Source organism: Paenibacillus sp. 7541 (assembly GCF_002276395.1).
GTDB classification, from domain to species: Bacteria; Bacillota; Bacilli; order Paenibacillales; family Paenibacillaceae; genus Paenibacillus_AQ; species Paenibacillus_AQ campinasensis.
The window spans coordinates 105606-127179 of sequence record NZ_NQLZ01000030.1; the positions used below are offsets into that span (position 1 = coordinate 105606).

Genomic DNA, 21574 nt, shown 5'->3' on the forward strand with positions numbered 1-21574 from the left:
TTACATGATGGGTAACGGCTAGCAAAATAGACACGAGGAGGAAGATGAGATGGACTACCGTATTGAGAAGGATACGCTTGGTGAAATCAAGGTACCTGCGGATAAGCTGTGGGCTGCCCAGACCCAGCGAAGCTTGGAAAATTTCCGCATAGGCACGGAAACGATGCCGATGGAAATCATCCGGTCCTTTGCCGTGTTGAAGAAAAGCGCCGCCATTGTGAATGGCAAGCTGGGCAAGCTGGAGCCGGGCAAGGTAGAAGCGATTGTGACAGCGGCTGACGAGATCATCGCGGGGCAGTGGGATGAGCATTTCCCGCTGGTGGTATGGCAGACCGGAAGCGGCACGCAGTCCAACATGAACGTGAATGAAGTGATTGCCCGCCGCGGGAACCAGCTGTTGAAGGATAAAGGGGCGGACACTGCGATCCACCCGAATGACGATGTTAACAAGTCCCAAAGCTCGAATGATACGTTCCCTACCGCGATGCATATGGCGGCTGTCGTGGCGGTGGAGGAGCAGGTGCTGCAGGCACTGCGGCGGCTGAAGCAGACGCTTGCGGACAAGCGTGATGAATATAAGGATCTTATAAAAATCGGACGCACCCACCTGCAAGATGCAACGCCGCTCACCCTCGGACAGGAGATCAGCGGCTGGCACCGGATGCTGGAGAAGTCCGAGCAGATGATTGTGGCTGCTGTCGAGCCGCTGCGCGAGCTTGCCATTGGCGGTACGGCGGTTGGTACAGGCATCAACGCTCATCCGGATTTCGGCGATATGACCGCTGCCGAGATTAGCACCCAGACCGGCTACAGCTTTACTTCGGCAAGCAACAAGTTCCATGCGCTGACGAGCCATGATGAGCTTGTATTTGCTCATGGTGCGCTGAAGGCGCTGGCGGCTGATCTGATGAAGATCGCCAACGATGTGCGCTGGTTGGCCAGCGGTCCGCGCTCCGGCATCGGCGAGCTGACGATTCCGGCTAACGAGCCGGGCAGCTCGATTATGCCGGGCAAGGTGAACCCGACCCAGAGCGAGGCGCTTACGATGGTCGTATGCCAGGTGATGGGCAATGACGCTGCCATCGGCTTTGCGGCAAGCCAGGGCAATTTTGAGCTAAACGTGTTCAAGCCTGTCATCATCTACAATTATCTGCAGTCGGCTCGTCTCCTTGCGGATGCGATGGATTCTTTCAACCGCAACTGTGCGGTGGGCATCCAGGCGAATATCGAGGTGATTCGGGCCAATATGGAGCGCTCGCTCATGCTGGTCACCGCCCTGAATCCGCATATCGGCTACGAGAACGCGGCGACCATTGCGAAGCTGGCACATCAAGAAGGAACGACCCTGCGCGAGGCAGCGATCAAAAGCGGCCTGCTAAGCGGCGAGGAGTTTGACCGCATCGTTCGTCCGGAAGAGATGATTCACCCGAAGGCGTAGGGTTGGCGGAGACCGTTCAGTAGGTCAGCAAGCATAACCATTAGCGTCACTTCCCCTTTCACGGATGCTTTCACGATAATCCCTTTTAATCAGGTAGCGAAAGAAACGGAGAACTGCCGAGAAGGGGATAGGTACATCGGCATAAACAAGCGCTGCTCCAAGTCGCGCTGCAGGAGGAAGGTGTAGGTGGGTAAGGCTGGCGATTATTTCTCCACGCCCTTTTATTCGATCTTTTAATGAGCCTATAGCCTATGCTAGCTCCCAGCCTGAACTCCCTTTTTTTTGCTCCCTGAACGAAAGGGATAATCATGCAAGGGGCAAGGGCTCAGAATCGAGGAGCCGATCACGTTGGGGATTAGGCTTGATATAAAAAAAGTTGGACGGGAAACATAACGTTTCTCCGCCCAACTTTTTATTATGGGGACTTCACTGGAATTGGAATACTCTAGCTCCGATTCGCCTACCGAACACCCTTTGCTACATACCCAACGTGTTGCTGCTGCTTTTATACCGCGCCAGTCTGTTGGCCAGTACGGTAATCAGGAAGGAGCATAGCAGGCTGGCAGCCATCGAGATTAAGAAGCCGGTGGTGTTGTTGGACGTAATCGGACCGACAAAGGATGGCACATAGGCGGTGCCCCTTACGCCGAATAAACCGACAAGCATACCGCCAAGCCCGGCTGAAGCGATAGCTCCGGCGAAGACAAGCTTGTTCGAGAACATGAACGGATATGCAGCCTCCACGAAGGTGCCAAACCCCATATTGATCGCAAAACCCGGTGCGGCTACCGCGGCTTCTCCTTTATTGCGCGGGGAGATGATATTGGCGAGCGTAATGCCAGCCGACACCATAACCAGGCCAACCATATCCACGGCCCCCAAGAAGCTGTTGCTGGTCGTCTCCATCTCCAGCAGGACGATGGGCAGAATGGCGGCATGATATACGCCGCCGATAATGGCCGGCCATATGAGCAGACCCGCTACTAATCCAGCGATGGCAGGGTTCCAGGACACCAAGGTCTCGATCAGAGCCCGGATTCCTTCCCCGGCTGCCAGCGCCACCGGCGCGATAAGGAAATAAACGATAAGTCCGGATATAAGGCCCGAGATCCCGCCTGCCACGATATTGACGGTTGTCGCGGGGAAGCGCCATTCCACACATTTGCGGAATACATAATGGACAATCAGACCTGCGCCAATCCCGCCGATCATCCCGCCGATAATGCCTCCCTCAACGGACAGCACACCAGCGACAATGCCGGCGACAATCGATACCTCGTCCAGCTCGGAAATTTGCTTGGCTGCGATGACGGATAGAATGACCGGCAGCGCCTTGATCATCAGGTCGAACACTTCGGACAAGGCCGACAACCCCGGAATTTTACTGGCTGCCAGAATAAGGGCCATGCCGATGAATCCGGGCAGCGACGCCATCATAATGCCCCGAATGCTGATGCGGCGCCACGGGGAGGCGGAGACGGCTTGATCGCCAGCACCTGTCGAAGCGGCAGCCTGTCCGATCACCGGGCGATAGCTTAACTTCCAGTGCTTGCTGAGGGAGGTTGCAAACGCAACGGCACGGGTCCGGTTCGTCGTGCCTGTCGTGCCGGAGGCGGCAATCACGTTGGCCCCTTTGGACTGGATGACCGCCATTGAAGAACCGCCTGTGCCGGTTAACGGAATTTTCTCCTTCACGGCCGCGGCAATGGCATTTCGATTGCATCCTTCCGGATCGGCGCTCATCACAATCAGGCCATCAATTTCGGCAAGCTCAATCTGCTCGGCGATTTCAAGATCGAGCCGCTCGGCGGCTTGATTGACCTCCTCCAACGTTCCTTCAGCCACAACAATCGGCTGTTGCTGCGTCACACTCCAGCCGTACAATTTGGCAGGAGTACGGTCTGTTGCAGTATCCATAGAGCCTTCGGCAGCAATGAACTGCAGAGCCCCACAGGACAGGCCGGCGCTTTTTAGCTGCACTAAAATTTCATCGAGAAGCTTGAGCGGGTCTCTGCCCCCGAGGTTGTACAGATTTCCGCCGCTGCTTCCGAGAATGGCGATTTGACGATTCATAGGCTGAAGCCTCCTGTATGTAGAAATAAACTAAAGACTATATTACAGCAGAGTTATAACTTGTTAAAGTGTTAAATTATCCAGAAAAAAATCTGCGGCCCCCTTCCCGAAGGAGGAGCGCCGCAGACGGTAATCATGGTTATGAATGAGAGTGAGAATCTTCAGCGACCGGGACGGGTTCGTCCTCCTGCGCTTCTTCCGGCAATTGCTTCACGATCTGAAGCTTGGTGTAACGGTGGGTTTTCTTCTCCAATACCGTGAACACCAGATCTTCATAGGTCCAGGAATCGCCTTTCCCAAGCTCGGAGTTGTGGCCGTACAGCCAGCCTCCGATCGTATCCAGGTCATCCGTATCCAGATTGGCCGGGAGCAGATCGTTAATCCGGCTGATCGACACCTTGCCGTCCGCAATGATGCGGTTCGGCTCCGGTTGGGTCAGTTCGTGTTCTTCATCATCATCGAACTCATCGCGGATTTCACCGACGATCTCTTCCAGGATGTCCTCAATTGTGATCATACCCGATGTGCCGCCATATTCGTCAATCAGGATGGCCATATGGGTACCTTCCTGCTGCATTTTGCGAAGCAGTTTCTTGATCGGAATCGCTTCGGATACGGTCATCGCAGGATGAATCAGCTTCGACAGATCCATGTTGGAATTGTCATCGAACTCCAGAAAGAACTGTTTCGTATTGATCATGCCGACAATCTGGTCCTTGTCACCTCTGACAACGGGGAAACGGGTGTACTGCTCCCGCTTGATAATCTGTAAGTTTGTGGCCAGCGGTTTGTCTGCATACAGACAGATCATATCGGTACGAGGGACCATAATTTCCTTGGCCAGCATATCGTCAAAAGCAAAGATACGGCTGACGTAGCCATACTCGCTCTGGTTGATCTTTCCGCTCTCATAACTGTCGCTCAGAATCATGCGAAGCTCTTCCTCGGAGTGAGCCTCCTCGTGCTCGCTGGCAGGCTTCATGCCGAACAGGCGAACGAGCTTGTTGGCAGACCCGTTCAGGAGCCAGATGAACGGATACATGATGCGGTTAAACCAGATAATGGGCTGGGCGCAGAGGAACGAAATCGTCTCCGCTTTATTTATAGCAAGTGTCTTCGGAGCAAGTTCCCCGATCACGACGTGGATATAAGTCATAATAATAAATGCCAGTAAGAACGATATCATGGAAGCTACCGCACTTGGCAGCTCCAGACTTTCAAAGACCGGATGCAGTATCTTCTCGACCGTCGGCTCCCCGAGCCATCCAAGCCCGAGTGCGGTAATGGTAATACCTAGCTGACAGGCGGATAAATATCCGTCCAGGTTGGAGGTGACCTTCTTAACGGCGAGGGCGCCCTTGCGTCCTTCCATCACCAATTGATCCACACGACTTGGCCGAAGCCGGATGATAGCGAACTCTGTTGCTACGAAAAACGCGGTTGCCGCGATTAATACAAACACTAGGAATAGATTAAGGCCTATATTGCCATCCACGTAAAAACACATCCTTTTCTCTTCTGATCTGAATTAGTTTTTAGATAACCATGGCGTACTATGCATGGATATCTACATAATTCGATCGGAACTTCAAAGGCTCGAGCAGCATGTGCTTTAGGATTAGGAACGTATCCGATTGTACAGGCTCATCAATGCTCTTGGGCAAGAGCGTTATGAACACCCGGGAGAACACTTCCGGCATCATCCGTCCAGGCTCGGGGCTCTTAGGGAGCATAGGCGGCGCAGGGCGCACGCTCTCCACAGCTTCAGGCGGATTCTCTTTCGATTCGGAAGGCTCCGCGGCAGCGACGGAAACCAATGTAATCATGATTAGCGTCATGCCGAGTATTATACTTAAGATACCGTTTATCCTTCGTATGGGGTCCAAGTGAAATCGTCACTCCTAAGTTCATATCATCGGTTCTTTGCCGCAGCAGGTAACCGAGCGTACCTGACCAGTGGTATTCATTATATGGTCGTTGTAAGGTAATCTTCACCACTATCGATAAAAATAAAACAAAACGTATATGTTACTAATCATAAGAAATAGCAAGCCACCCTGTCAAATACCAATCCAGAAACCCTGGTACGACGCGGATGTATCGCTCTTCAGCAAGCGGCTATGCCGATGTCAATCGCCAAGCAAGCAGGGCCTGAGCCAGGAAGGGTGTTGCCCAACGCCCTTACGCAAAAAGAGCCTCCCTTGCCTGATGCAAGGGAGGCTCTGATTCATGGATCATTATTGATTGTGGCTTGGCAGCTGTTTGACATAGCTGTCGGACAGATGAAGCAGCTCCAGCGCACGCTCGAACTCATTCTCTGTTGCCTTGACGGCGGATGCATCGGAATGTGGAAGAGGCTTCGCTTCCCCGTCCTCAAAGCCGATGCCCGGAATGTACAGCGTCGAGCTGTTGATGAAGGTGCCGGAAGGAAGATAATAGCGCTCCGGCAGCAGGTTCTCTTCGCCATGGTTCAGCAGATCTTGACCAAAGTACAGATGGCCCTCCATAGAGACGCCCATCAGATTCGCGATCGTCGGGAGCAAATCGATCTGTCCGCCAACCTGCTCCAGTACATCCGGCTCAATGCCGCTGCTGTGAATCATGAGCGGGATGTTAATCATATCGGCCGAATCATAGTCGCGGCCGAAAATTTCGTGCATCAGCTCTTTATCCTTGTTGTTCAGCGAGTAAGTCGGCAGCCCGAGATGATCGCCATAAACGACGATCAGGCTATTGTCCCAGATGCCGTCTGCCTTGAGCTGCTCTATGAATTGTCCCAGCGCGTCATCGGCATAGTTCTGTGCCCGAATATACTCGCCGACGAAGGTGCCCTCATAGCGCTCCGGCAGCAGCATCCGGTGCTTGTATTCAGGAATCGTATACGGATGATGAGCAGACATCGAAATGACCTGGGCGTAGAACGGATTTCCGGAATCAGCCATGCTTTTCAGCTCCGGCGCTGTTTTCTCATACAGCACATCATCGGAGGCCCCGAAGAAGAGTTTGTCCTCTTCTCCGAAGAAGGATTTGTCATAATAGCGGTCAAAACCAAGCGCCTTGTACAGCTCGCCCCGGTTCCAGAACTCTACGACATTCGTATGGAAAGTCGCCGTATCATAGCCTTCCGCCTTGAGCAGCTTCGGTAGACTTGGCAGCGCCTTGTCCGCGTAATGCTGCGTGGCAGCCCCCCGAGGCGGGATATAAAACGATGTGTTGACTACGAATTCAGCATCCGAGGTGTTGCCCTGGCCGACATTCTGATAGAAGTTCGGGAAGTACAGACTCTCCCGGGCCAGCTTGTTCATGTTCGGCGTGATTTCCTGTCCGTCAAGCTCAAGGCCGATCAGGAACTCCTGGAACGACTCCATCTGGATAATGATCAGATTCTTGCCCTCCGCGACGCCTGCAAGCTGAGGCTCTTCGGGATCGGAAATGCCCTTTAACGCATGGATGGCTTCCTGATTGATAGTCTTAGCATCCACCAGCTCCGTATTTTCCTGCTGGAAAATCGTATAAGCCTCATAGTTGAGAATGCCCATCTCCTGAGCCTTGATGATCTCATTCATGCTGGCGCGATTCGGCATGATCTGAAACAGACAGATCATAAGGGAAAGAACGAATACAACGGAGGTGAGCATCCGCTTTTCCCTATGGGCGTGCCGGGCTTTCCATTGCTTAACCCGGTCGCTGCGCCGAAGCAGAATGAACAAGACGATAATATCGGTAAAGATCAGCAAGTAGTAAGGATCCATGAGAGAGAATACGCTATTGCTGACAGCCGTAACCTGATTCACCTGCTCCAGCGCATGATAGGTTACGATGACACCGTAATATTTATAATACATGATAGCTGCGAAGAAAATGCCCGTCAGCAGCAGGTTGACGGCCATGTAGATCGCCATCTTCCGTTTGGAAGCGAACCATTCAATCAGACTGAACAAGAGCCAGATGAATGGAATCTCTGTAATAAGCGGTCTCCAGGGTAGGACATCGTCAAAGATGACCATCCAGGCGAGATAGCTCTTGAGCAGCAAGATGATCGAAAAAAACATAAAAGGTTTCGTGAGTGTTAACCGAAACCGTGAAGTGGAGAACACTGCGATCGCCTTCCTTTCCATTCCGTCTTCGGTCCTCATTTCGTCACTCTTAGGAATAAAACGTAATTTTGGATTTAAATGTTCAGTTATTCTTATCCTGATTTTACAAAACTGATGAACAGAATTTATTATGCCCTCTTCACATCGGGTTGTCAAAGCGGGAAGTCACAGCCGAGGAAATGGAAAATAAGGCAAAACCGGGGTCCGCACAAGAAAAACGGCGATACCCTTCGTTTTTGCCTTTATTTGGGTTATTGCAGGAAGGAGACCATCAGTGGGGCAACCCCAAGCGTAAACAAGGCGGCCACGATCATCGAAATGCTGGATATCGTTCCCGACAGGGAGTTGAACTCAAATGCTTTGGAAGTGCCCGTTCCGTGGGCGCTCGTCCCGAACAGCACACCCCGGGCGATGTCGCCTTTGATATGGAATATGCGCATGATGGAAGGCCCGATCATGGCGCCGAGAATGCCGGTGAGGATAACAAACACCGCCGTCATGTTAGGCACGCCGCCGATCACTGCCGACACATCCATCGCAATGGGGGTCGTAATCGAGCGCGGGATCAGACTGGTGGCCAGATCACTGCTCAGGTGAAGCCATTTGGCGAGCAGCGCAGACGAGATGATGGCAAACATGGAGCCGGTCAGCACGCTGACGATAATTTCGGCGGCATGCTTTTTCAAAGTTTGAAAGTTCTTATATAACGGTACCGCAAAGGCGATCGTCGCGGGTTGCAGCAGCTTGCTGATCCACTGCGCTCCTTCATGGTATGCCTCATAGGAGCCGCCCGCTTGGGTCAGCAGGACCACGATGAGGAGCGGCGTGATCAGAAGCGGGGACAGATAGACCTTCGGCAGACGCTGGTACAGCATCTTGGCGCCCCAGTAGATGCCGATCGTCAGCGGCAAGCCGTATAATCCGAGCAGCGACAGACTCATATGCGCTTTCGCTCCTTTCTGGAAGAGATCAGGGTGGCCGTAAGGCCGGATGTGACCATCACGGTAATGGTGCCGATCAAGACAACCGCCAATATTTGAAGTCCGTCGCTCTCCAGCATCGGAAAAAATTTCATAATGCCAACTGCCGCAGGGATGAAGAACAACAGCAGCTCCGCCAGCAGCCAGTTTGCGCCAAGCTCAATCCATTCAAGTTGTAAAATGCCTGTTTCGAGCAAAATAAACACAATGACAATTCCCAGAATGCTGCCGGGAATGCCAATATTCAGCCACTCCACCAGTCGATCCAGCAGCAGGGACAAGAGCATAAAGCCAGCCACCTGCAAACTTCCTATTATGACGTTTTTCATGATCTGTCCCTCCTTTTCATTCTTTAATGAAATTTTACAACGACTGCTTTCATAGGTAAAATGCATATATCGAATGATATCCATTCCATTTATCTATACTAGTAAAACAGTCAGAAGGGATGCGATCAGATGGACATACGTCATTTGCAGTATTTTTTGGAGGTTGCCCGCGCGGGGAGCTTTACCAAAGCGGCGGAGCGGCTGTACATCACCCAGCCCACCATCAGCAAGACGATCCGCAACATGGAGGATGAATGGGGCGTAACGCTGTTTTATCGCCAGGGAAAGAAGATCGAGCTGACTGATGCCGGGCGGATCATGTATCAGCAGGCACAGCAGATGGTTGAGTCCTTTCAGCAGGTGTCCGACGAGCTGGAGGACCTGATGAACCTAAGACGCGGGCATTTGCGCATCGGTCTGCCGCCGATGGTCGGCTCCAGTTTTTTTCCGGAGGTCATCGGCTTGTTCCATCGCGAATATCCTAAGATTACGATCCAACTGTTTGAAGACGGGGCGAAAAAAGTGGAGGCCGATGTGGAAAGCGGACAGCTCGATATCGGCGTAGCAGTGCTGCCTGTGGATGAGCAGGTGTTTCACTCCTACTCTTTTGTCAGGGAGAAGCTGAACCTGCTGGTACATCCTTCACACCGGCTTGCAGGGCGGGAGTGGGTGGATCTGGCGGAATTGGCGGATGAACCCTTTGTGCTCTTTCGCGAGGATTTCACCCTTCATGACCGGATCATCCGGGAGTGCATACAAGCAGGGTTCGAGCCCAGGGTCGTCTATGAAAGCTCGCAATGGGATTTGATCAGCGGCATGGTGGCGGCGAATTTGGGGATTGCCCTGCTGCCGGAGACGATCTGCAAGGAGATTGATTCTTCCAGGGTGGCGATTCTGCCGCTCGACAATCCGACGATTCCGTGGCAGCTCGGGATGATCTGGCGGAAGGATCGCTATATGTCCTTTGCGGCGAGGGAGTGGATTGCCTTTACGCGCAAATTGCTTGGGGAGACAGACGAGCCGGGCGAAATCCGGGTTGACGAACAGGGGGATCGTACAAGAACCTGATCTGGCTGGAAGGGAATGGCCCAATATGTGATATTATACATTTCCAAACGGGAACGTCCCGATCATAATCAGGAATGGCTCGCCCGGCACATGGAGGGCAGGGGGACGATGCGGCTTGTTGGCGTACGGGCCGCGCGGGCTTCCGCTTTGTTTTTTGCCGGGAAATTTGGGGCATGTTACGATAAATGAACAAAGGAAACAGGGTAATGATGGGCAAGGCTCAGCACGCGAATTCCAAAATGCTTGAAAAGGAGGTCCCGAGCTATGACCATCCAGGCAGGAATCATCGGTTACGGACTGTCCGGGTCCGTGTTTCACGTACCGGTAATCACGAGTGTTCCTGATTTTGTCATTACGACCGTCGTATCTTTGAAACCGGACAAGGTGCACCGCGATCTCCCCGGAGCGAAGGTGGTGAGCACGGTCGATGAATTGCTGGCTGACCCCGAGCTTCAGGTCGTCATCGTCACGAGTCCGAATACGACGCACTATCCGTATGCCAAACAGGCGATTGCGGCCGGCAAGCATGTCGTTGTGGAAAAGCCGTTCACCGTCACCTCAGCTGAAGCTGACGAGCTGATTGAATTGGCCAGGCAGCATGGCGTGCTGCTGACGGTATATCATAATCGCCGCTGGGACAATGATTTTCTGACGGTCCGCAATCTGCTGGATATGAGGGCGCTCGGGAAGCTGTCGCTATACCAGGCACACTTCAATCGCTATCGGCCGGAGGTCAAGGAGGATAAATGGCGGGAGCAGGGGCTTCCCGGCTCGGGGACACTGTACGATCTGGGCTCTCATCTGATCGACCAGGCGCTGTTCCTGTTCGGAATGCCGGCTCGCTTGTGGGCTGATCTGCAGGCGGAACGACGCGGGTCGCAGGTGACGGATTATTTCCACCTTGTACTGATCTACGAATCGTTTCGGGTCATTCTCCATGCCGGCTCGCTGGTGCGCCAGACAGGGCCGAAATTCGAGCTGCATGGCGACCTCGGGAGCTTCCTGAAATACGGGGGCGATCCCCAGGAGGATCAGCTCAAGGAGGGCATGCGCCCAGGCGATACCGGCTGGGGAGAGGATCAGCCGGAGCAATACGGCCAGCTCGCGACAGAGTTTAGCGGTCTGGCTGTGCAAGGCGAGATTGAAACGCTGCCGGGAAGATATCAGGCTTTCTACCAGGGACTGGCCGAAGCGATCCTGGAAGGGGGCCCGCTGCCGGTCAGTGCCGAGGATGCACGGGACGTCATCCGGATCATTGAAGCGGCATACGAGAGCGCGAAGGAAGGAAGAACGGTCACGATTACCTGACGACGATCGGTAGCAGATGTTGTAGAGCCGAGGCTGCGGTCAGACACATAGTTTTCTCCGGATGAGGAATATTAGGATGGTATGCTTTCACAGCATGGGGGAGCGCTTTCTGTTCCCATCGAATCGACACGAATGATAGGAGAGAACGGATATGATGAAGAAAGGCTGGGGCCTGCAACCTGCGTTCCTGCTGCTCCTGGTGCTGGTGCTTGTCTCTGCTGCCCCTGGCACTGCGCTTGCAGCAGGCAGCGGACCGTTTCATTTCGGCTTTAAGAAAAGCGTTGACGGGAAGCTTCCTTCCATTGATCAGGAGGGCTTCAAGGAGCTGCTTCAGAAATACGGCGCCATATTCATGGGTGACCCCGAGAAGAAAGAGCTGTACCTCACCTTTGACAACGGTTACGAGAACGGGTATACGGCGCGGATCCTGGATACCCTGAAGGAGAAGAAGGTGCCGGCTACGTTTTTTGTGACGGGCCATTATGTGAAGACCCAGGAGGAGCTACTGAAACGGATGGCAGCCGAAGGCCATATTATCGGGAACCATTCCTGGAACCATCCGGATGTGACCACCATTTCCCCGCAGCAGCTCCAGCAGGAGCTGGAGCGGGTCAAGGCGGAGGTGGCCCGCATCACCGGCCAGCAGGAGATGAAGTATTTGCGAACCCCCCGGGGGATCTTCGATGAGCGATCGCTGGCGGTCAGCAAGGAGCTGGGCTACACGAACGTGTTCTGGTCACTGGCTTATATGGATTGGGATGTGAAAGCTCAGCGCGGGGCAGGGTACGCATACGATAAAGTCACGGCGCAATTGCATCCGGGAGCGGTGATGCTCCTGCATTCCATTTCCAAGGATAATGCCGAGGCGCTAGGCCGTATCATTGACGAGGCTCGCCGCCGGGGCTACGAATTCAAGTCCCTGGACGATATACAGAAGAAGGCGCCTTAATTGCCGGACAGGCCGCGCAGGTGGTGGTCCTGTCCTGGGAACGGTGGGCCGCCATCCTGCGGTAAAACAACGCATGCTGAGTCTGAGGATGAAAGAGCGTGCGTCCCTTCTGGAACCAGTCGGGAACTCAAGACCAGGCGCATAGGACCGTATCTCTATTAGCGGGCGGTGCCTGTGCGCTTTTTTGCTGTGTGCTCAGGTCGGAAACGGCCGGGCGCTTCATCAGCCAGACGGTGCATTCAGGAACGGATGTTTGGTATAATACGCTCTATAACAAGATGAAATCGGCGTATTCGCATATCGAACAAGGTGTATCGTGAAGCTGATGTCAAAGGAGACCCGCCAATGCCTGTGATCGTTCCAATATCCGTAAGGCCGCTTGTCGAATATGTGTTTCGAAGCGGCAGCATTTCATCCGGATTCCGGTCTGCTTCGACGCTGGTCGAGGGCACGAGAGCACACCAGACGGTGCAGAAAGAATACGGTGAACATGACCGGAAAGAAGTGCAGCTCGAAACAGCCATTCCATATGAGGATATGGTATTTCAGATTGAAGGCCGCTGTGATGGCCTGCTCTTTCAGGGAGAGCGAATATGGATCGACGAGATCAAGTCCACCTCCGGCCGACTGGAGGATATTGAGGAGGACAGCTATCCGGTCCACTGGGCACAGGCCAAGATGTATGCCTACATGTATGCCAAGCAGCATGATACGCGCACCATCACCGTCCGTTTGACCTATGTGCACATACCGAGCGGAGAGCGCAAAGAATATGAGCAGGAATGGAGCGATGCGGAGCTTGAGACATTTGCGCTGGATGTCGTGGCGGCCTTTGCGCCCTATGCCAAGCTGCTCCACGAGCATAGAACGCGCAGGGATCATAGCATCCGGGAGCTCGCCTTTCCGTTCCCTTCTTACCGGGAGGGGCAGCGGAAGCTGGCCGGGGCGGTCTATAAAAGCATTGCCGAGGGCAAAAAGCTGTTTGCGAAAGCCCCGACAGGCATCGGGAAAACGATCTCCACCATCTTCCCGTCGGTGAAAGCGATTGGGGAAGGGCTGCTGGATCGGATCTTCTATCTTACAGCCAAGACCATCACCCGCACGGCGGCTGAGGAAGCGATGGCCCGGATGGAACGGGGCGGGCTGCATATGCATACCGTGACCCTGACGGCCAAGGACAAAATTTGCTTTCGCGAGGAAGAGGGCTGCGGCCAGGAGGCCTGTGTTTTTTCCGAAGGCTATTATGATCGGATCAATGAGGCGATTCTGGATCTGCTCACCCATGAAACGCTCATAACCCGGCCGGTAATTGAAACGTATGCCCGCAAGCACCAGGTATGCCCGTTTGAGTTTTCCCTGGACGCCGCGTATGCGGCCGACGCTGTCATATGTGATTATAACTATGTATTTGATCCACGCGTGTCATTCAAGCGGCTTCCGGAGGAGGTTAAGAAGCGCAGCGTGCTGTTGGTGGACGAGGCGCATAATCTGGTGGACCGGGCTCGGAGCATGTTCTCGGCAGAGCTGCATAAGTCGGCATTTCTGTCGCTGCAGCGGATGTACAAGGAGATTAATCCCGCCTTGCACTTGGCTGCGCAGAAGGTGAACAGCCGCTTTATTTTGCTTCGCAAGGTCAGCGGCGGACAAGAGCGTTTCGTTGGCTCACAGCAGCCCGAGTTGATGTCCGAACTGCTGGAGGAGTTTGTGATGCAGGCCGAGGCGGAGCTAATGTCCGGCAGAAACGGGGAAGAAACGGAGGCTCTGCTGGAGACTTACTTTGCGGCACAAGCGTATCTGCGCATCTCGAGGCTGTATGATGAACGGTTTGTCACCTATGCCGATATCGGGGCCAGCGAGGTGCTGTTGAAGCTGTTCTGTCTGGACCCTTCGTATCTGCTGCAGCAGGCCGGCAAAAATTACCGCTCGGCGGTGCTTTTCTCGGCGACGCTGCTCCCGTTATCCTATTACCGCGACATGCTGGGCGCGGACGAGGAGGACTACAGCTTGTCCATCCCATCCCCCTTCTCCCGGGAGCAGCTGGATGTGCGTTTGCTGCCTGTCTCGACACGCTTCAAGGACCGGGAGAAGAATAAGGAAGCGATTGTTCAGATGCTGTGCCAATTGGTGAAGGAGAAGCCGGTCAATACGCTGGTATTCCTCCCTTCCTATCCGTATATGCAGGAGATCCATGCAGACTTCACCCTGGCGATGCCCGAAGTTCGGACACAGCTTCAGGGGCAGGGCATGCGCGAGGAAGAACGTGAGCAGTTTCTTAGCGCCTTTCAGGCTGAATCAGAGGAAGCTTTGGTTGGATTCGCGGTGATGGGCGGCATCTTCTCTGAAGGAATTGATCTTCGCGGCGAGCGGCTGTCGAGTGTAGTCGTTGTGGGTGTGGGGCTGCCCCAGCTGTCGTTTGAGAACGAGATCATTAAGGATTACTTCGAACAGACCGGCAAGCCCGGCTATGATTATGCGTATGTTTTTCCAGGTATGAACAAAGTGATGCAGGCCGGGGGCAGACTGATCCGCTCCGAGGAGGACAGCGGGACGCTGGTGCTGGTGGATGACCGCTTTCTGAGCCGTCCTTACAGCCAGCTTCTGCCGCAGGAATGGAGACACTACACAAGACGGTAAGCTCCTTGATATGCCCGGTTTCCCAGCAGCGAACCGCCGCTGATCAGCAGCACGGCTCCCGAGCGTGAACCGGCTCCTTCCCCGATATGCGCAGGTTTCGTATACATGCAAGGCTGCCAGTGATGGCAGCCTTTTGGCGCGTCTTCATAATAACGCTCGCAACGTTATAAGGCGAACGGAAGGACGGGGGATTCCGTTTAGTTCCAAGCATTCATAGAACAAAGTTGACATATGATGGGGGCCGCATTATATTTAGGTTACCTAATAATTTAGATGCCTATGCAAAACAGGAAAGAGAGGGATTGGTAATATTGGAAAACGACCATCAACCATCGGAAGATGAAGCATCCTCGAGCCGGGGCTGGGGCGGAAAGGCTGGTTTTGAGAACAGTGTTGCCCGGAACCTGGTAAGAAGCATATATCGGTTTCACAGGCAGGAATGGGAAATCCATATGAATATGGAGCATACCCCTGGGGAAGTCCGGGTGCTGATGAGCCTCCTGGACCGGAGTGAGAGTCCGGAGCTTCCCGGGATGAAGGTGTCCGAGATCAGCAACCGAATGAGAGTGACATCGCCGACCATCACGCAATTCGTGAAGGGGCTGGAGAAGAAGGGACTCGTAGAGCGGGTCATTGACGAGAAGGACCGCCGGGCGGTTCGCGTCTGTCTGACTGCGGAAGGCAAGCGGGTCGTTGAGGAAGTTCAGGACAATGTTACCCGCTATATGAACGGTTTGGTTGATTATCTGGGGGAAGAGGACAGCAGGAAGCTGACAGAACTGCTGAACAAGGCTTCCACATACCGAAGCAGAACATTGCGGCCAACCGAAGCGCAGGATATGGAGCGAGGGAGATGAGAATATGCTGAAGCTGTTTCGATATATGCAGCCGTACCGCAATGCGGTGCTGATGGTGTTGCTGTTCACCTTTTTGCAATGTCTGGCGGAGTTGTATTTGCCAACGCTGATGGCGGACATTGTCGATATTGGAATCCTGACCGGAGATATTCCTTATATATGGCGCGTAGGCGGCTTTATGCTGCTGGTTGCCGCGCTCGGAATGCTCTGCTCGATTGCGGCCAGTTATTTGGCGGCTAAGGCAGCTTCGGGCTATGGACAAATTTTGCGCGGGCGGGTGTTTACCCATGTCGGAAACTTCACACTTCATGAATTTGACAAGCTGGGCACCGCATCGCTGATTACAAGAACGACCAATGACATTACCCAGATTCAGCAAGTCACGATCATGATGCTGCGCATGATGGTGATTGCTCCGCTCATGTGCGTCGGAGGGATCATTATGGCCGTCTCCCGGGATACCGGTCTGACGAGCGTGCTGCTCATCGTGCTGCCGGTTCTGGCGCTGGCGATCTTCCTGATTGCCAAGAAGGGTATTCCGTTATTCAAGGCGATTCAGGTCAAAATTGATACGCTCAGCCGCGTCGTGCGGGAGAACCTGACCGGTATGCGTGTCATCCGCTCCTTCAATCGGATGAGCCATGAGAAGGTTCGCTTTAATGATGCCAACGAAGATTTGACAGCCACTTCGATCAAGGTCAACAAAATTATGGGTGCGATGATGCCCATCATGATGCTAGTGATGAACTTTGCGACGGTGGCTATCGTCTGGTTCGGAGGACATCGGATCAATGCCGGGCACATGATGGTCGGAGATCTGATGGCTTTTCTTCAATATGCGATGATGATTATGTTCTCCTTAATTATGCTCTCCGTCATGTTTGTCATGATTCCACGGGCGCAGGCATCTGCGGTTCGGATCCAGGAGGTGCTCAGCCTTGTCCCTGAGATCAAGGATACAGACAAGGAACCTGCTGCGACCGGGCAGAAGGGCGTTGTCGAGTTCGAGGACGTCACGTTCTATTATCCGGGCGCAGAGGAGCCGGCGCTGTCCAATATTTCGTTCCGGACGGGTCCGGGCGAGATTACAGCGATTATCGGTGGCACCGGATCAGGCAAGTCTACCCTGATCAGCTTGATCCCCCGTTTCTATGACATAACGTCCGGCCGGCTGCTTGTGGACGGCGTGGACGTGCGGGATCTGAAGCAAGAACAGCTCAGATCGCGAATCGGGCTTGTGCCGCAGAAGGCGCTGCTGTTCACCGGGACGATTGCGGACAACATTCGTTATGGCAAGGAAGACGCAAGCATGGAAGAAATACAGCATGCCGCTGAGGTTGCCCAGGCTGCCGATTTCATCTCGAAGATGGAGGGTGGATACGAGGCGGTGATCTCTCAGGGAGGAAGCAACGTATCGGGTGGACAGAAACAGCGGCTGTCGATCGCACGCGCGCTCGTGCGCAAACCGGAAATTTATCTGTTCGACGACAGTTTCTCTGCGCTTGACTTCAAGACAGATGCCAAGCTGCGCGCCGCGCTGCGTGAGGAAACCGGCGATGCCGCGGTATTGATTGTTGCACAGCGGGTGAGCACCGTGATGGATGCCGACCGCATTATCGTGCTGGATGAAGGACGGGTTGCAGGCATAGGGACACATGCAGAGCTGATGGAGAACTCCCGCGTGTACCGGGAGATTGTCGCTTCCCAGCTGTCGGAGGAGGAGATCGCATGAGTGACAAGAAGGAAAGACGGGGGCATTCGGGAGGCGGTCCCTTTGGCGGTCCTCATGGACCGGGCATGCCACCGGAGAAAGCGAAGGATTTCAAGGGCACATTCAAACGGCTGTCCGGTTATCTGAGACCGCATCAGGGCAAGCTTCTGACGGTTCTTATCGCTGCGATCCTAAGCACAATCTTTGGCATCGTCAGTCCGAAAATACTGGGGGATGCGACGACGCTCCTCTACCGCGGCTATATCAGCGGGGACGGCATCGACTTCGTTGCCATCCAGAAGATCATGCTGTGGCTCGGCGGACTATACCTGCTCAGCTCGCTGTTTGCTTACATCCAGCAGTACGTGATGGCCAGTGTGGCCCAGCGTACGGTGTATGATCTGCGCAAGGAAGTGAACGACAAGCTGGGCCGCCTGCCGCTGAAATATTTCGATGCCCGCACGCATGGCGAAACGCTGAGCCGGGTGACTAATGACATGGACAACATCAGCAACACGCTCCAGCAGAGCTTGACACAGATGATCACCTCTGCCGTCACGCTGGTCGGGGTCGTCATCATGATGCTTACGATCAGCCCGCTGCTTACGCTTGTTGTCATTCTGACACTGCCGCTCAGCATCATTGTTACCACCGTGGTGGCGAAGCGCTCCCAGCAGCATTTTGTAGCCCAGCAGAAGCATCTGGGAGAATTGAACGGCCATGTGGAAGAGATGTATACCGGGCACAAGATCGTCAAGGCATTCGGCCGGGAGCGCCAGTCTGCCGAGAAATTCGAGGAAGTGAACAACCGGCTGTTCGATGCCGGATGGAGAGCGCAGTTCATCTCCGGAACGATTATGCCGCTGATGGGCTTTGTCGGGAATATCGGATACGTAATCGTCTCTGTCGTGGGGGGCGTGCTTGTTACCCGCAGAGCGATTGAAATCGGGGACGTTCAGGCCTTTATCCAGTATTCCCGTCAATTCACGCAGCCGATCACACAGCTGGCGAACATCGCCAACGTCATCCAATCGACCATTGCTTCGGCAGAGCGAGTGTTTGAGGTGCTGGATGAGACGGAGGAGACTCCGGATGCCAGCGCTGCCTCGAAGCCGGACCGTCCGCGCGGCGATGTGGCGTTCGAGCATGTGAGCTTCGGCTATCATGAGGATCAGCTGCTGATCGAGGATATGAACATCAAAGTGAAGCAGGGGCAGACGGTGGCCATTGTCGGTCCGACAGGGGCAGGGAAAACAACGCTGATCAACCTGCTGATGCGCTTCTATGAGCTTAATGCTGGCCGAATCACCATCGACGGTATCGATATTACCTCGATGAAACGCGGGGAGCTGCGCAGCCTGTTCGGGATGGTGCTCCAGGACACCTGGCTCTTCAATGGCACGATCCGTGACAATATCGGGTACGGCCGCGAGGGGGCGACCGAGGAGGAGATCGTTCAGGCCGCCGTCGCAGCGCATGCGGACCATTTCATCCGTACGCTGCCGGAAGGGTACGATACCGTGCTGAATGAAGAAGCGACGAATATTTCACAAGGGCAGAAGCAGCTGCTCACCATCGCCAGGGCGATCCTGGCGAACCCGGCGATCCTCATCCTCGATGAGGCGACAAGCAGCGTGGATACCCGGACCGAGATGTACATTCAGCATGCGATGAATGAACTGATGAAGAACCGGACCAGCTTTGTCATCGCGCATCGTCTGTCTACGATCAAGGAAGCGGATCTGATTCTGGTCATGAATCAGGGAAGCATCATTGAACAGGGAACCCACGAGGAGCTTCTGGCGGCCGGCAGCTTCTATGCCGACCTCTACAACAGCCAGTTTAGCTCCCGGAAGGAAGCGGTCTAACCTGCGCTGCTGTCTGAATGGCGGTCATATCGAGCATTGCTTTTTCATATGGTTCTACTATAATGAAGGTTATGAAACTAGGCACGGGACGTGCTCATTACGTATAAGGGAGCCATGATCGTTATTGAATAAGGCTGAACTGAATCAAATTGTACAGGAGCTGTTACGTCGGTCAGGCAGTACCGTGACGGTTGCGCTGGAGTCCTATTTTCCCGGGGGGCGCTTGGTCGGAGGGAAATATGCGATGAATTCGCACACGGTCACGATGTATACCGAGGTGATACGCCAGCAATGCTTGCAGCTGTTCGGATCGCTGGAACAGGTCGAAGCCTATTTTGCCGTCGTGTTCGCCCACGAGCTGGGTCATGCGGCTGACCAGACGCTGCAGGAGCTGTGCAGCAGAATGGACACCTCGGAGAACGAGCTTGTGCGCAAACAGATTGCGCTGCAGGCGGAAGAGAATGCATGGCATTATGCGGCCGCATGGATCGCGGACATCGATCCGGCATTCGTGCGCGTCATTGTCGAGCAGTCACTGGCTGCTTACCGCACAGAGATTGCATCTTCAGAGATCGCGTGATCCTGGAGAATTCCCATTTATATTTCAAAAAATAGAAGCCCGCACCTGCGGATGACCTTGCGTCATCTTCTGGTGCGGGCTTGATTGTGTTTCCATCCGGCGACGGGTCTAGTCGTCAGGGTTCAGCTTTTTTAGCGGTTCAATCGCCGGCCCTTCCAGCACCTCGCCATCGAACGTGTACCTGGAGCCATGGCATGGGCAATCCCATGAGCGTTCGCCTTCATTCCATTCCACTTCGCAGCCCATATGGGTGCAGGTCGTATCCACCATGTGAAGGTTTCCTGCTTCATCCTTGAATGCCCCTGCACGCTGCCCATTATGGCGGACGATGGCTGCTTCCCCAGGCCCGAGCTTGGATGGATCGGTGTGCTTCAGGTCCACTTTTCCGGCGATGAAATCTTTGACAACACCGGCGTTCTGAACGACCAAGGTTTTCAGGCTCGGATCCACTTTGAAACGGGACGGGGAGAACAGCTGGGCATACCGATTTTTGCGCTGAAGGACTTTGTCCGCCAGGATGTGAGCGGCCAGCGCGCTGGTGGTCATGCCCCATTTCCGGAATCCCGTAGCTACAAAAATCTTGTCCTCATTCGGCGTCAGCGAACCGATGTAAGGCAGGTTGTCGAGCGTCACCAGATCCTGCGTTGACCAGCGGTACGGGATCTCTTTGGCCCCGAGCAGCTTCCCGGCGAACAGCTCCAGGTTTTCGTAATGCTTGTATGTGCTGATTCCTTTTCCTGTCTTGTGATTCTCCCCGCCTACGATGACCAGTTCTTCGCCCTGATAAGAGGCGGACCGCAGGGAGCGGACGGGCTGGTCAATGCTGAGATACATCCCGCCCGGATACGCGGTTTCCGGCTTGACGGCAATCGCATAGGAGCGTTCCACGTGCAGTCTGGCGAAGTACATCCCCTTGCCGTCATAGAACGGGAAATGGGAGGCGGACACGGCAAAATTACAGGTGATTTTATGATTGCCGCGTGTCGTCTGCAGGATGACCGGGCCGCTTGTATCCGCCTGTTCATCAATGGTGGTGTATTCATAAATCCGTCCGCCGAGCTTCAGAAACCTCTCCGTCAGCCGCTTCATGTACTGGAGCGGGTGGAACTGGTACTGTCCGGGCATCTTGATCGCACCTTGAATCGGGATCGGCAGCGGAAGCTTGTCCATCCACTCGCCTGGAATGGAAAGCTTCTCATACGTCTTGAGTTCATCCTCAAGCTTGGACAAACTGCGCTCATCCTCCGTATAGATATAGGCATCCTCCAGCTTAAGCCCGCACTCCTGCTCCTCCTCACCGACCATGTCCCGGATGAACTCAATGGCTTCGCGGTTTCCTTCATAATACTTTCGGGCATTCTCCGCGCCAAAATGCTTCTCGAACTCATGATAAATCAGACCATGCTGGGCTGTAACTTTCGCCGTCGTAAATCCGGTCGCTCCGTTCAGAATTTTGCCGGCTTCAAGAACGACCACATCCATGCCCTCCTTCGCCAGCAAATAGGCCGTCGTAATACCGGTGATGCCACCTCCAACGACAGCTACATCAGCCTGAATATCTTCAGCCAGTCTATCGAAGGACGGCAGCTCGCTTGTGGCCCGCCACAAAGATTCGGGATATTGCGGAAGCCCTTGCTTCAGATTGCCTGACTCATTCATACAGCACTCCTCCTTGAAATCAT

At 54.2% G+C, this 21574-nt stretch carries 17 protein-coding genes; 9 read left to right on the forward strand and 8 right to left on the reverse strand.

Annotation, left to right across the window (positions count from 1 at the left end):
* Positions 1–49 precede the first annotated feature (49 nt).
* Positions 50–1438 carry a class II fumarate hydratase gene (gene fumC, locus CHH75_RS18570; protein ID WP_095398883.1) on the forward strand — a complete coding sequence of 463 codons (1389 nt, stop codon included), beginning with the start codon at positions 50–52 and terminating at the stop codon, positions 1436–1438.
* A gap of 477 nt (positions 1439–1915) precedes the next feature.
* On the opposite strand, the gene CHH75_RS18575 is transcribed toward fumC, so the two are convergent.
* From CHH75_RS18575 to CHH75_RS18600, 6 genes are all read right to left on the reverse strand, one after another.
* Positions 1916–3511, reverse strand: a complete 1596-nt coding sequence (locus CHH75_RS18575; RefSeq protein ID WP_095398884.1) for a PTS sugar transporter — start codon at positions 3509–3511, stop codon at positions 1916–1918.
* Between the two features lie 139 nt (positions 3512–3650).
* Positions 3651–5006, reverse strand: coding sequence for a hemolysin family protein (locus CHH75_RS18580; RefSeq protein WP_095265008.1), 1356 nt, complete (start codon positions 5004–5006; stop codon positions 3651–3653).
* 58 nt (positions 5007–5064) lie between these two features.
* Complete coding sequence (locus CHH75_RS18585; protein WP_141235863.1) at positions 5065–5349, reverse strand: hypothetical protein; 285 nt, start codon at positions 5347–5349, stop codon at positions 5065–5067.
* A gap of 399 nt (positions 5350–5748) precedes the next feature.
* On the reverse strand, positions 5749–7629 hold the full coding sequence (locus tag CHH75_RS18590; protein ID WP_255223071.1) for an LTA synthase family protein: 1881 nt from the start codon (positions 7627–7629) through the stop codon (positions 5749–5751).
* 230 nt (positions 7630–7859) lie between these two features.
* Complete coding sequence (locus tag CHH75_RS18595; protein WP_095398885.1) at positions 7860–8549, reverse strand: CidB/LrgB family autolysis modulator; 690 nt, start codon at positions 8547–8549, stop codon at positions 7860–7862.
* Positions 8546–8917: a CidA/LrgA family protein gene (locus tag CHH75_RS18600; RefSeq protein ID WP_095265005.1), complete on the reverse strand. Its 372-nt coding sequence runs from the start codon at positions 8915–8917 to the stop codon at positions 8546–8548. The genes CHH75_RS18595 and CHH75_RS18600 overlap by 4 nt, the downstream gene beginning before the upstream one ends.
* A gap of 129 nt (positions 8918–9046) precedes the next feature.
* Here CHH75_RS18600 and cidR point away from each other — a divergent pair, with 129 nt between their 5' ends.
* The 4 genes from cidR to CHH75_RS18620 all read left to right on the forward strand — a co-directional run bounded on the left by cidR (position 9047) and on the right by CHH75_RS18620 (position 14876).
* The gene (gene cidR / locus CHH75_RS18605) at positions 9047–9985 is read left to right on the forward strand and encodes a cidABC operon transcriptional activator CidR (RefSeq protein ID WP_095265004.1); all 939 of its coding nucleotides are present in this window, start codon (positions 9047–9049) and stop codon (positions 9983–9985) included.
* A 264-nt stretch (positions 9986–10249) separates the two neighbouring features.
* Positions 10250–11293: an oxidoreductase gene (locus CHH75_RS18610; protein WP_095398886.1), complete on the forward strand. Its 1044-nt coding sequence runs from the start codon at positions 10250–10252 to the stop codon at positions 11291–11293.
* 154 nt (positions 11294–11447) lie between these two features.
* Positions 11448–12242: a delta-lactam-biosynthetic de-N-acetylase gene (gene pdaA / locus CHH75_RS18615; RefSeq protein WP_095398902.1), complete on the forward strand. Its 795-nt coding sequence runs from the start codon at positions 11448–11450 to the stop codon at positions 12240–12242.
* Positions 12243–12587: 345 nt separating this feature from the next.
* On the forward strand, positions 12588–14876 hold the full coding sequence (locus CHH75_RS18620) for an ATP-dependent DNA helicase (protein ID WP_095398887.1): 2289 nt from the start codon (positions 12588–12590) through the stop codon (positions 14874–14876).
* Here CHH75_RS18620 and CHH75_RS25370 read toward each other — a convergent pair.
* A complete protein-coding gene (locus tag CHH75_RS25370; protein WP_255223072.1) occupies positions 14861–14983 on the reverse strand; it encodes a hypothetical protein in 123 nt (40 codons plus the stop codon). The genes CHH75_RS18620 and CHH75_RS25370 overlap by 16 nt on opposite strands.
* Before the next feature lie 204 nt (positions 14984–15187).
* Here CHH75_RS25370 and CHH75_RS18625 point away from each other — a divergent pair, with 204 nt between their 5' ends.
* The 4 genes from CHH75_RS18625 (at position 15188) to CHH75_RS18640 (ending at position 19892) form a co-directional block, all read left to right on the forward strand.
* A complete protein-coding gene (locus CHH75_RS18625; protein WP_255223073.1) occupies positions 15188–15733 on the forward strand; it encodes a MarR family winged helix-turn-helix transcriptional regulator in 546 nt (181 codons plus the stop codon).
* 4 nt (positions 15734–15737) lie between these two features.
* Complete coding sequence (locus CHH75_RS18630; RefSeq protein ID WP_095265001.1) at positions 15738–17465, forward strand: ABC transporter ATP-binding protein; 1728 nt, start codon at positions 15738–15740, stop codon at positions 17463–17465.
* On the forward strand, positions 17462–19312 hold the full coding sequence (locus CHH75_RS18635) for an ABC transporter ATP-binding protein (protein WP_095398888.1): 1851 nt from the start codon (positions 17462–17464) through the stop codon (positions 19310–19312). Before CHH75_RS18630 ends, CHH75_RS18635 begins: the two co-directional genes overlap by 4 nt.
* Before the next feature lie 124 nt (positions 19313–19436).
* Entirely contained in the window at positions 19437–19892 is a 456-nt protein-coding gene (locus CHH75_RS18640; RefSeq protein WP_095398889.1) for a hypothetical protein, read from the forward strand.
* 108 nt (positions 19893–20000) lie between these two features.
* Here CHH75_RS18640 and CHH75_RS18645 read toward each other — a convergent pair whose 3' ends face one another.
* The gene (locus CHH75_RS18645) at positions 20001–21551 is read right to left on the reverse strand and encodes an FAD-dependent oxidoreductase (protein WP_095398890.1); all 1551 of its coding nucleotides are present in this window, start codon (positions 21549–21551) and stop codon (positions 20001–20003) included.
* Positions 21552–21574 lie beyond the last annotated feature (23 nt).

Bases quoted from the DNA above. Each gene is read 5' to 3' on its own strand.
- CHH75_RS18635 (WP_095398888.1), top strand. From the start codon at position 17,462: ATGAGTGACAAGAAGGAAAGACGGGGGCATTCGGGAGGCGGTCCCTTT.
- CHH75_RS18575 (WP_095398884.1), bottom strand. From the start codon at position 3,511: ATGAATCGTCAAATCGCCATTCTCGGAAGCAGCGGCGGAAATCTGTAC.
- CHH75_RS18645 (WP_095398890.1), bottom strand. From the start codon at position 21,551: ATGAATGAGTCAGGCAATCTGAAGCAAGGGCTTCCGCAATATCCCGAA.
- CHH75_RS18610 (WP_095398886.1), top strand. From the start codon at position 10,250: ATGACCATCCAGGCAGGAATCATCGGTTACGGACTGTCCGGGTCCGTG.
- fumC (WP_095398883.1), top strand. From the start codon at position 50: ATGGACTACCGTATTGAGAAGGATACGCTTGGTGAAATCAAGGTACCT.
- CHH75_RS18595 (WP_095398885.1), bottom strand. From the start codon at position 8,549: ATGAGTCTGTCGCTGCTCGGATTATACGGCTTGCCGCTGACGATCGGC.
- CHH75_RS18620 (WP_095398887.1), top strand. From the start codon at position 12,588: ATGCCTGTGATCGTTCCAATATCCGTAAGGCCGCTTGTCGAATATGTG.
- CHH75_RS18600 (WP_095265005.1), bottom strand. From the start codon at position 8,917: ATGAAAAACGTCATAATAGGAAGTTTGCAGGTGGCTGGCTTTATGCTC.
- CHH75_RS18630 (WP_095265001.1), top strand. From the start codon at position 15,738: ATGCTGAAGCTGTTTCGATATATGCAGCCGTACCGCAATGCGGTGCTG.
- pdaA (WP_095398902.1), top strand. From the start codon at position 11,448: ATGAAGAAAGGCTGGGGCCTGCAACCTGCGTTCCTGCTGCTCCTGGTG.
- cidR (WP_095265004.1), top strand. From the start codon at position 9,047: ATGGACATACGTCATTTGCAGTATTTTTTGGAGGTTGCCCGCGCGGGG.
- CHH75_RS25370 (WP_255223072.1), bottom strand. From the start codon at position 14,983: ATGTATACGAAACCTGCGCATATCGGGGAAGGAGCCGGTTCACGCTCG.
- CHH75_RS18585 (WP_141235863.1), bottom strand. From the start codon at position 5,349: ATGACGCTAATCATGATTACATTGGTTTCCGTCGCTGCCGCGGAGCCT.
- CHH75_RS18590 (WP_255223071.1), bottom strand. From the start codon at position 7,629: ATGGAAAGGAAGGCGATCGCAGTGTTCTCCACTTCACGGTTTCGGTTA.